Below are 12,370 nucleotides of genomic sequence, written 5' to 3'. Positions count from 1 at the left end.
CTGCGAACCGTTAAAATACCCCGACAAGAATAAAACGATCATAAAAACATCCCCGCGCCGCGCCTTCGGCTTGCCGCCCTCCATAGGGGCGCTTTTTGCCGCTGGACGGCCCGGCGGCAAAAAAGGACACCGCGATCATGCTGCCCGGATGGGTTGTACTGGCCTCTCTGTTATATGCCGCCATACTGTTCGCCATCGCGTGGGCCGGCGACCGCTTCCCGCTATATCCGCAGCGCCCCTGGCTGCGCCCTGCCGTCTACAGTTTGGCGCTGGCCGTCTACTGCTCGTCTTGGACTTTCTACGGCGCGGTCGGATCTGCCGTCCGCCATGGCATCGGCTATCTTCCCATCTACCTGGGTCCGCTGCTCATGCTGCTGTTCGGCTGGCGCATCCTGGAGCGGCTGGCGTTGATCGCCCAGTCACAGAACACCGTCTCCATTGCCGACTTCATCGCGTCCCGCTACGGCAGATCGCAGCGGCTGGCAGCCATCGTCGCCTTCATTGCCCTGATCGCCGCCATTCCCTATCTGGCGCTGCAATACAAGGCCGTCACCACCAGCCTGAGCGTGCTCAGCGGTTCCCATACCATGTCCAGCCCCTTGGGCGATCCAGCGCTGTATGTGGCCGTGCTCATGGCGCTGTTCGCCATCCTGTTCGGTACGCGCCAGGTAGACGCCACGGAGCACAGGCCCGGCCTTATCCTGGCAGTCGCATTCGAGTCGCTGGTCAAGCTGCTGGCCCTCGTCGCCATGGGCGTATTCGCCATGGCCTGGTTCAAAGGCAACGACCTGCAACTGGTCGCCGCCACCCGGGCGCTGCTGGAATCCACGCCTCCAGTGGGTTTCGCCGGGCAGACCCTGCTTGCCTTCGCCGCCATCATCTGTCTTCCGCGCCAGTTCCACGTAGCCATCGTCGAGTGCCTGGACGTGAGCGACATCCGGCGCGCCCGCTGGCTGTTCGGCGGCTACCTGCTCATCGTCAGCCTGGTGGTGCTGCCCATCGCCAGCGCGGGCGTCTCCCTGTTCGGCTATGGCAGCGATATCGCTCCCGACAGCTTCATGCTGGCATTGCCGCTATCACAAGGCAATGTCGGCCTTGCCCTCATGGTCTACATCGGAGGATTCTCTGCCGCCACAGGCATGGTGATCGTGGTTAGCGTGGCGCTGGCCACCATGGTCAGCAACGACCTGATCATGCCCATCCTGCTGCGCCGCGGATGGGCTCACCAGGGACAGGCCAACATGGCGCGCGCCGTGCTGTGGATCCGGCGTATCTCCATCGCCTGCCTGGCGGCCCTGGCCTATGGCTACTACCGCACCAGCGGCAGCGATACCGCACTTGCCTCCTTCGGCCTCATGGCATTCGCGGCAGTGGCGCAGTTCGGCCCGGGGCTCATCGGCGGCCTGTACTGGCGCGGCGCCAGCCGCCAGGGCGTGGAAGCCGGACTGCTGATCGGATTCGGCTTGTGGATATATACACTGCTCCTGCCCACCCTGACCTCCAGCGGCTGGATGGACGACGCCTGGCTGCACGAAGGTCCGCTGGGCATCGCCTGGCTTAGGCCGCACCAGTTGTTCGGGGTCGAAGGCTGGGATCCGCTGACGCACGGGGCGTTCTGGTCCCTGCTGTTCAATGTGGGCGCCATGCTGATCGTTTCCGCCCGCAAGCGCCCCAGCCTGGGAGAGCGTCTGCGCGCCGAGCCATTCCTGAACCCCTATGCCAAACGCCATCTGCAGGCCCCCGACCAATGGGAGGGCAATCTCCTGGTCCAGGATCTGCTGGCGCTTGCGGGTCGGGTATCGGGAGAAACCGCGGCGCAACGCGCCTTTTCCGACGAAGCCAAGAAGCGCGGCATCGCGCTCGACGCCAACCTGCGCGCCGACCGCCGCTGGCTGCACTTCACTGAACTGCTATTGGCCGCTGCCGTCGGCGCATCGTCCGCCCGCGTCGTGCTCGCCAGCGCGCTGAAGGGCTCGGGCATGGAAGTGACCGCCGTCATGGCCGTGCTGGACGAAGCCGGGGAGGAGCTGCGCTTCAACCGCGATATTCTGCTGGCTACGCTGGAACACATCGATCAGGGCGTCAGCGTAGTCGACAGCGAAATGCGCCTGGTCGCCTGGAACCAGCGCTACCAGCAATTGTTCGACTACCCACAGGACATGCTCTATGTCGGCAAATCGGTGGCGGACCTGATCCGCTTCAACGCCGAGCGCGGCGAACTGGGCAATGTCGCCAACATCGACATCGAGCAGGAAATCGCCAAGCGCGTAGCCTACATGCAGGCGGGGTCGCGCCACGTCTATGAGCGCACGCTGCGCACTGGCCACGTCATCGCCCTGCGCGGCAAGCCGCTGCCGGGCGGCGGCTATGTCACCAGCTACAGCGACGTTACCGACTACAAACGCGTAGAACAAGCGCTGCGCGAAATGAACGAAACCCTGGAACAGCGCGTCGACGAGCGCACTCGCGAAGCGGAAAAAGCCAACGAAACACGCTCGCGCTTCCTGACCGCCATCAGCCACGATGTGCTGCAGCCCATCAACGCCGCCCGCCTGTTCACCTCGGCGCTCAGGGAGAACGACGGTTCCCGGGATGCCGCCTATCTTGCCGAGCGCATCGACACGTCGCTGCGTTCAGCCGAAGAGCTGCTGGACGGCCTGCTGGACATTTCACGCCTGGACGCGGGCGCCCTGCGTCCCGAGCTGACCGTATTCGATGCCGCCGAGTTGCTGGAGCAACTGACCGAGCAATACCGGCCGATGGCCGCCGCACGGGGGCTGGATCTGCGTGTCCACGCCCGCCCGCGATACGTCCTCAGCGACCGCAGGCTGCTGCGACGCATGCTGCAGAACTTCCTGGCCAATGCGCTGCGCTACACCAGGTCGGGCGCCATTCTCCTGGCGGCCCGCCCCAAAGATGGCGGCGTACTGCTTCAGGTATGGGATACCGGCCCCGGCATCCCGTCGCATCACCTGCGCCAGATCTACGACGAATTCCATCGCTACGAACAGCCCTTCGATTGGGACGGACGCGGACTCGGACTCGGGCTCTCCATCTGCCAGCGCATTTCCCTGCGCCTGGGCCACGCACTGGACGCCCGCTCCGTCGTTGGCAAAGGCAGCGTGTTCTCCGTCCTGGCGCCAACCGCGGCGCCCCCATCGGCCGTCTCGCCCGCCCAGCCCACCTACAAACCGCCCGCCGACAACCATCTGCCGGGGCTGCGCGTGCTCTGCCTGGACAATGACCATGACATTCTGGCGGGGATGGAAGCGCTGCTGCAGCGCTGGCAAGTCCATGTGATCCTGGCAACGACCGTGAACCAGGCGCTGGCCTGCATGCAGGAAGAGGAAAACGTGCCGGATGTCCTGCTGGTGGACTATCACCTGCACGACAGGCTGGACGGCCTGGACAGCCTGGACCTGCTGAGGGAGCACCATCCCGATATCGTAGGCGCATTGCTGACGGCCGATGGCAGCGACAAGCTCAAGCAGATTGCCAGGGAACGCGGTTATCGCGTCCTGACCAAACCCGTCAAGCCCGCATCGCTGCGCGCCTTCCTGACGGCGCAGGCCAGGAAGAAGCAGGCGCAGGAGACGGAAATCTGATCGCTGCGCTTACGCGCGCTGGCCGATATCGGCATCCGCCGGCCCGGAGGGCAGGTTCAGCCCGAGCCTGCCGGCGATCAGCACTGCCTGCGTGCGGTTGCTGACGCCCAGCTTGCGCATGATGGCCGTCATATGGGCCTTGACCGTGGCCTCCGATACGCCCAGCTCATGCGCGATCTGCTTGTTCAATTGACCGGCTCCGACCATCTGCAGCACCCGGAATTGCTGCGGGGTCAATTCCCTGACGCCGTTGGCGGCCGCCTGTTCGACATCGTCGGCGCCCGCCGCCTGGCGCGCCTGCTGGGGAATCCAGGGAGTGCCGTCCAGCACCTGATGCAAGGCGGCATCCAGCGTATGGACATCGGCGGACTTGGGAATGAAGCCCATGGCGCCATGATCCAGCGCCCGGCGCATCAGCGCTGGATCTTCATGGCCGGAAACGATCACGATGGGAAGCTGCGGCTGCAGGCCCTGCAAATGCATCAGGGCTCCAAACCCCTGCGCCCCGGGCATGTCGAGATCGAGCAGCAGCAGGTCGGCATCGGGATAAGCGTCCACCAGGACGTACAGGCGCTCGAGGCTGTCCGCTTCGTGGATGGCCGTGCCGGGAAACGCGCGCGCCACCACCCCGCGCAATGCTTCGCGAAACAAGGGATGGTCATCGGCGATCAACAGCTCTGTCATGAAGGCTACGGCGCCCGCGCGAAAATGAGAAAGGCCCCCAGGCCGGCAACGGAGATCGCACAGTCGAGCGGCGCAATCCCCGCTGCGGATACTACTTGATGCAGCGCTCCTCGACCAGCGTATCGACCACGGTCGGATCGGCCAGCGTACTGGTATCGCCCAGTTGCTCGGGCGCGTTTTCCGCGATCTTGCGCAGGATGCGGCGCATGATCTTGCCCGAACGCGTCTTGGGCAGGGCAGGCGCCCATTGTATGTGATCCGGCGTGGCGATCGGGCCGATGATGCCGCGCACATGATTGACGAGCTCCTTGCGCAGCTCTTCTGTGCCCTGCTCGCCCGCCACCAGCGTGACATAGATATAAATGCCCTGGCCCTTCACATCATGGTTGAAGCCGACGGCCGCGGCCTCCGCCACTTTGGGATGGGCGACCAGGGCGCTTTCCACCTCCGCCGTGCCCAGGCGGTGGCCGCTGACGTTGATCACATCGTCGACCCGGCCGGTGATCCAGTAATCGCCATCCTCGTCGCGGCGCGCGCCGTCTCCGGTGAAGTAATTGCCAGGATAGGTGCGGAAATAGGTATCGATGAAGCGCTGATGGTCGCCATAGACCGTACGGGCCTGCCCGGGCCAGGAGTCCTGGATGATCAGGTGCCCTTCGCCCGCTCCCTGCACCAGCTCGCCGTCGGCGCCTACCAGCGCGGGACGGATGCCGTACAAGGGCTTGGATGCCGCCCCCGGCTTGACCGGGCCGACACCGAGCAGCGGCGCGATCAGGATGCCGCCGTTTTCCGTCTGCCACCAGGTATCGACGATGGGGCAGCGCCCTTCTCCGACAACCGAGTGATACCAGCGCCAGGCTTCCGGGTTGATGGGTTCGCCGACCGACCCCAGCAGGCGCAGCGACTTGCGCGAGGACGTCTTGACCGGCTCCTCGCCTTCGCGCATCAGCGCGCGGATGGCCGTCGGCGCGGTGTAGAAAATCGTGACCTTGTGCTTGTCGACCACTTGCCAGAAACGCGAGGCATTCGGATAGCTGGGCACCCCTTCGAACATCACTGTCGTCGCACCGTTGGCCAGGGGGCCGTAGACGATGTAGCTGTGACCCGTGACCCAGCCGATATCGGCCGTGCACCAGAAAATATCGTCTTCGCGCAGGTCGAATACGAGTTCGTGCGTCATGCTGACATAGACCAGATAGCCGCCCGTGGTATGCACCACGCCCTTGGGCTTGCCGGTACTGCCGGAGGTGTACAGGATGAACAGCGGATCCTCCGCGTTCATGCGTTCCGGCTCGCACTGTTCCGGCTGTCCTTCGATGACGTCGTGCCACCAGCGATCCCGTCCTTCCTGGAAAGGCACGTTGCCGCCCGTATGCTTCAGCACCACGACCGTCTTCACACTGTCGGTGCCTTCCTGCCTGAGCGCGGCATCCACATTCTGCTTCAGCGGCACCGGCTTGCCCGCGCGCAGACCCTCGTCCGCCGTGATGACGATGCTGGCGCCACAGTCGCGGATGCGGTCCGCCACGGAGGTGGGCGAGAAGCCGCCGAACACCACGTTGTGGATGGCTCCGATGCGCGCGCAGGCCAGCAGCGCCACGGCGGCATCCACGACCATGGGCAGATAGACCGTGACCCGGTCGCCCTTCTTCACGCCCAGGCTGCGCAGCCCGTTGGCGAATTTGCAGACCCTCGCGTGCAGCTCGCGATAGGTGATGTGCTGTGATGGAGCATCGGGGCTGTCGGCCTCCCAGATGATGGCCGGCTTGTCTCCACGCGTTTCGAGATGCCGGTCCAGACAGTTGACGCTGGCGTTCAATTCTCCGTCTTCGTACCAGCGGAGGCGGAAATCATCGGGGCTGAAATTGACGTCTCGGATCTTCGTGGGCTTCTTGAACCACTGCAGGCGCTCGGCCACGTCCGCCCAGAACGCATCAGGGGATTCCAGCGATCTGCGGTAGGCCGCCTCATAGGCTGCGGCATCGACTGTGTCGGGCCCGGCGAAACCGGCGGGAGCGGGATAAAGAGATTGTTCCGTCATGATGTCTCCATCTGCTGATGTTGTTCTACACGGCTCGGCCCGGCGTTCGCGAAGAACTCCGGCCTATTGAATAAACAGGATGCCCGTATTGGGAAATGGTACCAGCGGTCAGGCGATTTGGTCGATGGTTAAGACTATGGTCGTAGATTCTGCAGCCAGAATGCGCATGACAGGGACTTGGCGTCAGTGACTCGGCCGTCGCGGCAAGCCTGCAGGAACTCCGGCACGGGCATGGAGAACACGTCCAGGAACTCGCCGTCGTCCAGGCTGCGCTCTCCCTGCGCCAGGCCCCGGGCGAAATAGGCGTACAGGATTTCGTTGGAGTAGCCGATGGCCAAGTGAATCTTGCCCGCCGGGGTCCATTCGCGCGCGCTGTAGCCGGTCTCCTCCAGCAGCTCGCGCTGCCCGCAGGCCAGCGGATCCTCTCCGGCATCGAGCTTGCCCGCCGGCAACTCGATCATGACCTGCCCCACAGGGTAGCGGAACTGCTTTTCCAGCAGCACATGGCCGTTGTCCAGCAAGGGAATGACGACAACGGCGCCGGGGTGGACGACATACTCGCGCGTCGTCTCCTTGCCATCGGGCAGGCGCACCAGGTCGCGGCGCAGATGCAGGAAATTACCGCGATACAGGGTTTCCTGCTCGATCAGGGTTTCATGGAGGTGGTCCTGCGCTTCGGTCTGCGGTATCGTCATGGTTTGGTCTCTTCCATTAGGGCCTGGTAATACTAAAAGCTAAAAGGAGTTTCGCATGAATAAGAATACGCGTGGGCGGACAATGCGAGGCTTCCGCTAGCATCAACAGGCGCTGATACGTGACGACGACTTTCCAACTGCTTGGCGGCATCGGCCTGTTCCTGATGGGCATGACGCTGCTGACCGACGGCCTGACGGCATTCGCCGGGGACTCTCTGCGCCGCGCCCTGCTGCGCTTCACGGGAACGCCTGTCAAGGCATTCGCCTCGGGCACGCTGGTCACCCTGCTGCTGCAATCCTCCGCCGCCACCACGATCACCCTGATCGGCTTCGTCAGCGCGGGCCTGGTCAGCTTTCCCCAGGCGCTCGGCGTCGTCATGGGCGCCAGCCTGGGCACCACCGGAACGGGCTGGCTGATCGCCACGCTGGGCCTGAAAGTCAGCCTGGGGCTGTATACACTGCCCCTGATCGGCATTGGCGCCTTCCTGAAACTGCTCGGCAAAGGCCGCTGGAGGACGCTGGGCATGGCGCTGGCGGGCTTCGGCATGCTGTTCGTGGGCATCGACACCATGCAACACGGCATGCGGGGCATGAGCACGCTGTTTTCACTGGACGGCCTGGGCGCGGACGACTGGACGACGCACATCGTCATCCTGCTCATCGGCATCGTGATGACCATCATGATGCAATCTTCCACCGCCATGGTGGCCACGACGCTGACCGCGCTGAACACGGGCGCCATTGCATTCGACCAGGCGGCCATACTGGTCATCGGGGCCGCCATCGGCACCACCATGACCGGCGTGCTGGCGGCCATCGGCGGATCGATCCTGGCCCGGCGCACGGTCCTGGCGCACGTGCTGTTCAACCTGTCCAGCGGCATCATCGCCCTGTTGCTGCTTCCGCTGCTGCTGTGGCTCATCGAAACCCTGCAGCACCGGCTGGGCCTGGAGACCGGCGCCATCGGCCTGGCGGCATTCCACACGCTGTTCATCGGCATCGGCGTGCTGCTGTTCCTTCCGCATGCCGCATGGTTCGCTCAGCGCATCGAACGCCTGCTGCCCGACCGCGCGCCTTCGCCCGTCAGCCGCCTGGACTCCTCGCAACTGCAGGTTCCGGAACTTGCATTCGGCTCGACCCGGCAGGCGATGTCGCAGATCGCCACGGATCTCTTCCTGCCCATCGCCGCGGCCTGCGGCCAGGCGTCCCCCGGCATCCGCATCCAGGCCCTGGCTCTCGACAGGCAGCAGCAACTGGAGCAGGCGCTGAACGCCACGCAGGACTTCCTGTCGCGCATCCCTTTCGCTGAGCACCCCGATCCCTTCGCCGGCCAGCGACTCGACCAGATGCATGCCATCGACCACCTGTTCCGGCTGCACGCCCGCGCATCCACCGCATTGCCGCCCATGATCGCAAACCCGCCGGCCGTACTGGAAGATGCATTTTCGGGACTGCAATCCATGCTCCGGCAGGCGGTCGCAGGACTATCTGGCAGCAATCCGCCCGAGAACTGGCTGCCCGTGATCAAGCAGCAGGCCAGCCACCTTGCGGGTCTGCGGCGCAAGGCCCGCGATCTGACGGTGCGCGAAACCACCAGCGGCTACCGCACCGCAAGCGAAGCATTGCAGATACTCGATATCATGCGCTGGATCGAGCGCGTCGGGCATCACTGCTGGCGCATCTGCCGCTACCTGCAGCCGGCCCAGGCCGACGATGCCGGCAACATCACCGCCGCACGCGATGCCAATGATGTTCGCGACGCCGAGGATCTCGGCGATACCGGCGATCTTGGCGAGAGCCTGGCTATGCCCGGGCGCAGCGCTTCGTAATGAGGACCGGAGCCGCCCGGCCCCGCCGCTAACGGCAAGGTCTGTGCTTCGGCTGGCAGTGAGTCAGCTGTTCGCGCCCGCCAGCCCGCGCTGCACGCCGGGGCGCGCGACGAACACATCCAGCACGCGCCGCACATTGGCAAAATCGCCGAAGCCCACCAGGTCGCCCGCATTGTAGAAACCAATGAGATTGCGCACCCACGGGAAGATGGCCATGTCGGCGATGGTGTATGTGTCGCCCAGCATCCACTGCCGTCCTTCGAGCCAGCGGTCCAGCACCTGCAGCAGGCGACGCGATTCGGCCACATAGCGGTCGCGCGGGCGCTTGTCCTCGAACTCCTTGCCGGCGAACTTGTGGAAGAAGCCCACCTGTCCGAACATAGGCCCCACGCCGCCCATCTGGAACATCAGCCACTGGATCGTCTGATACCGTCCCGCCGCATCGTCAGGCAGGAACTTTCCGGTCTTCTCGGCCAGATACAGCAGGATCGCCCCCGACTCGAACAGCGGCAGCGGCTTGCCTCCGGGCCCGTCCGGATCCAGGATGGCGGGGATCTTGTTGTTCGGGCTCAGGGACAGAAACTCCGGCGTGAACTGGTCCTTGTCGTCGAACGATATTCGGTGGAACTCATACGGCAGGCCCGCCTCCTCGAGGAAGATCGAAACCTTCACGCCATTGGGCGTGGGTACGGAATACAACTGGATGCGGTCGGGATGCTGGGCGGGCCAGCGTTTCGTAATCGGAAAACCGGAAATGTCTGCCATCGGATGTCCTCGGAATGTCGGTTGCACTGATACGCAACGATACCGCAGATCGCTGCGGCCCGGAATGGCCCTCCCTCCCGGCCGCTATCGCCTCCCGTCCGCCAAGGGTTATCATGTGGGCGTTTGCGCCCCCATTGAAAAAGGGGCGCCGGATCCTGTCATCACACTTCAGAAGGAACCCCCTCCATGCGGCTTCTCCACACTATGCTGCGCGTCGGCAATCTCGAGCGCTCCCTGGCTTTCTACACCGAAGTCCTGGAAATGCGCCTGCTGCGCAAGCACGACTATCCCGACGGCAAGTTCACGCTGGCGTTCGTCGGCTATACAGACGAAAGCGAGGGCGCCGTGCTGGAGCTGACCCACAACTGGGACACCTCGGAATACGACCTGGGCAATGCCTACGGCCATATCGCCATCGAAGTCGAAGACGCCTATGCCGCCTGTGACCGCATCCGCGAGCGCGGCGGCAAGGTCGTGCGCGAAGCCGGTCCCATGAAGCACGGCACGACCGTGATCGCTTTCGTGGAAGATCCGGACGGCTACAAGATCGAGCTGATCCAGCGCAAGGAACGCGCCGGCCAGCGCGACTGATCCAGCCCCGACACAGACAAAGACAACCGCGCGCGACGCTCCATGCTGAACACCCTCTGGCTGGCCTTCTTCCTTGTTTCCGCCATGACAGGCCTGTACCAGTGGCTGGTGCTGGACCAGGCGGACATCTTCTCGCGCATCGTCGCCAGCCTGTTCCAGATGGCGGAGCTGTCCGTCAGCATCATGGTGCTGCTGTTCGGCACCCTGACGCTGTGGCTGGGCTTCCTGCGTATTGCGGAAAATGCTGGGCTGGTCGCCTTGCTGGGCCGCCTGCTGGGGCCGCTGTTCCATCGCCTGATGCCCGGTGTGCCGCGCAATCATCCCGCGCTGGGGCTCATCACCCTGAACTTCGCCGCCAACGGACTGGGCCTGGACAATGCGGCAACGCCCATCGGCCTGCGCGCCATGCGCGAGCTGCAAACACTGAACCCGGATCCCAAGAGCGCCACCAATGCGCAGATCCTGTTCCTGACACTGAACGCCTCTTCACTGACCGTGCTTCCGGTCACGATCTTCATGTACCGGGCTCAACAGGGAGCGGCGGATCCTACGCTGGTATTCCTGCCCATTCTGCTGGCCACCTCGGCATCATCGCTGGCAGCCCTGCTCAGCGTGGCGCTGATGCAGCGGCTGCGGCTGCACGATCCCGTCGTGCTGGCATGGCTGGGCTCCGCCGCCCTGATACTGGGCGGGTTCATGGCGCTGCTGGCCACCATGAGCAGCGCGGCCATCGCAGCGCTGTCGTCCCTGCTGGGCAACCTGACGCTGTTCGGCATCATCATCGCCTTCCTGGCGGTCGGCGCCTGGAAGAAAGTGCCCGTCTACGAAGCCTTCGTCGAAGGCGCGAAGGAAGGCTTCGACATTTCCAAGAGCCTGCTGCCCTACCTGGTCGCCATGCTGTGCGCCATCGGGGCATTGCGGGCCTCGGGCGCGCTCGATGCGCTGCTGGACGTCATCCGCTGGCTGGTGCAATACATCGGCATGGACACCCGCTTCGTCGATGCCCTGCCCACGGCGCTGGCCAAGCCGTTTTCCGGCAGCGCCGCCCGCGCCATGCTGATCGAAACCATGCAGAATTTCGGCGTGGACAGCTTCCCCGCCCTGGTCGCCGCCACTGTGCAAGGCAGCACGGAAACCACGTTCTACGTGCTGGCCGTGTATTTCGGATCGGTAGGGATACAAAGGGCGCGCCACGCCGTGGGATGCGCGTTGTTCGCGGACCTGGTCGGCATCATCGCCGCCATCGCCGTCTGCTATTGGTTTTTTGCCTGAGCCCGGGGCGCCGGGCAGGTTTCCGGAAACGATGAAGTCTTTGTTTTAACGCGCAATCAGTGCGATTCGACCGGCGTCAGCGCATCAGCCAGCGCCATGTACTGGGCCACCGAAAGGTCTTCCGCCCTGGCCGTGGGCTCGATGCCCAGCGCCTGCCAGTCCAGGTCCTTCGCCCAATCGCCGAGACTGCGGCGCAGCATCTTGCGTCGCTGCTCGAAGGCCTTGGCCACCACCTTCTCGAACATGGCATGGTCGCGCGGCACGGGGCGGCCTTCCGGCAGGGGTGCCATGCGCACGATCGCCGAGACTACGCGCGGCGGCGGGTCGAAGGCATCGGGCGGCACGTCGAACAGCGCGGTCATGCGATAGCGCGCCTGCAGCATGACCGACAGCCGGCCGTAGGCCGACGTGGACGGCTTGGCCACCATGCGGTCCACCATTTCCTTCTGCAGCATGAAATGCTGGTCCTTCACCTGTCCGGCGAAAGGCAGCAGGTGGAACATCAGCGGGCTGGAAATGTTGTACGGCAGATTGCCGACAATACGCAGGCCCTCGCCCAGCGCGGAAAAATCCACCTGCAGCACATCGGACTCTATGATGCTCAAGCGCGACTCGGGATGCTGCCTGCGCAGGCGGGCCGCCAGATCCCGGTCGAGCTCGATGACGGTCAGATGCTCCAGCGTGCGCAGCAACGGCTGCGTCAGCGCCGACAGGCCCGGTCCGATCTCGACCATACGGTCGGAGGGACGGGGCGCGATGGCGCGCACGATGCCGTCGATGACGGAGTCGTCCACCAGGAAATGCTGGCCGAAGCGCTTGCGCGCCTGATGCGGCTGGGCCATTGAGACTCCTTGGGCCTAGGGCCTGTTAACACTAAAAGGCCCTAGA

General features: G+C 64.5%; 9 protein-coding genes. 4 read left to right on the top strand and 5 right to left on the bottom strand.

Going from position 1 to position 12,370, the window contains the following annotated elements; genetic code table 11:
- Nucleotides 1–137: 137 nt before the first annotated feature.
- Nucleotides 138–3,605 (top strand): hybrid sensor histidine kinase/response regulator, encoded by a 3,468-nt coding sequence (locus EV686_RS03030; protein ID WP_132473336.1) that lies wholly within the window; start codon nt 138–140, stop codon nt 3,603–3,605.
- A gap of 9 nt (nt 3,606–3,614) precedes the next feature.
- Here the strand turns inward: EV686_RS03030 and EV686_RS03025 are convergent, their stop codons facing one another.
- The 3 genes from EV686_RS03025 to EV686_RS03015 form a co-directional block, all read right to left on the bottom strand.
- On the bottom strand, nt 3,615–4,289 hold the full coding sequence (locus tag EV686_RS03025) for a response regulator transcription factor (protein ID WP_132473334.1): 675 nt from the start codon (nt 4,287–4,289) through the stop codon (nt 3,615–3,617).
- A gap of 91 nt (nt 4,290–4,380) precedes the next feature.
- Nucleotides 4,381–6,330: an acetate--CoA ligase gene (gene acs, locus EV686_RS03020; protein WP_132473332.1), complete on the bottom strand. Its 1,950-nt coding sequence runs from the start codon at nt 6,328–6,330 to the stop codon at nt 4,381–4,383.
- A gap of 134 nt (nt 6,331–6,464) precedes the next feature.
- Nucleotides 6,465–7,025 carry an NUDIX domain-containing protein gene (locus EV686_RS03015; RefSeq protein ID WP_132473330.1) on the bottom strand — a complete coding sequence of 187 codons (561 nt, stop codon included), beginning with the start codon at nt 7,023–7,025 and terminating at the stop codon, nt 6,465–6,467.
- Between the two features lie 119 nt (nt 7,026–7,144).
- Here EV686_RS03015 and EV686_RS03010 point away from each other — a divergent pair, with 119 nt between their 5' ends.
- A complete protein-coding gene (locus EV686_RS03010; protein ID WP_207901668.1) occupies nt 7,145–8,854 on the top strand; it encodes a Na/Pi cotransporter family protein in 1,710 nt (569 codons plus the stop codon).
- Between the two features lie 63 nt (nt 8,855–8,917).
- Here EV686_RS03010 and EV686_RS03005 read toward each other — a convergent pair whose 3' ends face one another.
- The gene (locus EV686_RS03005; RefSeq protein ID WP_132473328.1) at nt 8,918–9,619 is read right to left on the bottom strand and encodes a glutathione S-transferase N-terminal domain-containing protein; all 702 of its coding nucleotides are present in this window, start codon (nt 9,617–9,619) and stop codon (nt 8,918–8,920) included.
- A gap of 186 nt (nt 9,620–9,805) precedes the next feature.
- On the opposite strand from EV686_RS03005, the gene gloA reads away from it, so the two are divergent.
- Both gloA and EV686_RS02995 read left to right on the top strand, forming a co-directional pair.
- A complete protein-coding gene (gene gloA, locus EV686_RS03000) occupies nt 9,806–10,210 on the top strand; it encodes a lactoylglutathione lyase (RefSeq protein WP_132473326.1) in 405 nt (134 codons plus the stop codon).
- A gap of 42 nt (nt 10,211–10,252) precedes the next feature.
- Nucleotides 10,253–11,482 carry a nucleoside recognition domain-containing protein gene (locus tag EV686_RS02995; protein WP_132473324.1) on the top strand — a complete coding sequence of 410 codons (1,230 nt, stop codon included), beginning with the start codon at nt 10,253–10,255 and terminating at the stop codon, nt 11,480–11,482.
- Between the two features lie 56 nt (nt 11,483–11,538).
- Here EV686_RS02995 and rsmA read toward each other — a convergent pair whose 3' ends face one another.
- Nucleotides 11,539–12,324: a 16S rRNA (adenine(1518)-N(6)/adenine(1519)-N(6))-dimethyltransferase RsmA gene (rsmA, locus tag EV686_RS02990; protein ID WP_132473322.1), complete on the bottom strand. Its 786-nt coding sequence runs from the start codon at nt 12,322–12,324 to the stop codon at nt 11,539–11,541.
- Nucleotides 12,325–12,370: the final 46 nt, after the last annotated feature.

This window comes from Paracandidimonas soli (assembly GCF_004342005.1).
GTDB lineage: Bacteria > Pseudomonadota > Gammaproteobacteria > Burkholderiales > Burkholderiaceae_B > Paracandidimonas > Paracandidimonas soli.
Note: the sequence above shows the minus strand (reverse complement) of the source record. Positions and strands in the feature narration are given on the sequence as shown.

What these genes read in the sequence shown, in the direction of transcription:
- EV686_RS03030 (WP_132473336.1), top strand. Translation starts at nt 138, where the DNA reads ATGCTGCCCGGATGGGTTGTACTGGCCTCTCTGTTATATGCCGCCATA.
- EV686_RS03025 (WP_132473334.1), bottom strand. Translation starts at nt 4,289, where the DNA reads ATGACAGAGCTGTTGATCGCCGATGACCATCCCTTGTTTCGCGAAGCA.
- acs (WP_132473332.1), bottom strand. Translation starts at nt 6,330, where the DNA reads ATGACGGAACAATCTCTTTATCCCGCTCCCGCCGGTTTCGCCGGGCCC.
- EV686_RS03015 (WP_132473330.1), bottom strand. Translation starts at nt 7,025, where the DNA reads ATGACGATACCGCAGACCGAAGCGCAGGACCACCTCCATGAAACCCTG.
- EV686_RS03005 (WP_132473328.1), bottom strand. Translation starts at nt 9,619, where the DNA reads ATGGCAGACATTTCCGGTTTTCCGATTACGAAACGCTGGCCCGCCCAG.
- gloA (WP_132473326.1), top strand. Translation starts at nt 9,806, where the DNA reads ATGCGGCTTCTCCACACTATGCTGCGCGTCGGCAATCTCGAGCGCTCC.
- EV686_RS02995 (WP_132473324.1), top strand. Translation starts at nt 10,253, where the DNA reads ATGCTGAACACCCTCTGGCTGGCCTTCTTCCTTGTTTCCGCCATGACA.
- rsmA (WP_132473322.1), bottom strand. Translation starts at nt 12,324, where the DNA reads ATGGCCCAGCCGCATCAGGCGCGCAAGCGCTTCGGCCAGCATTTCCTG.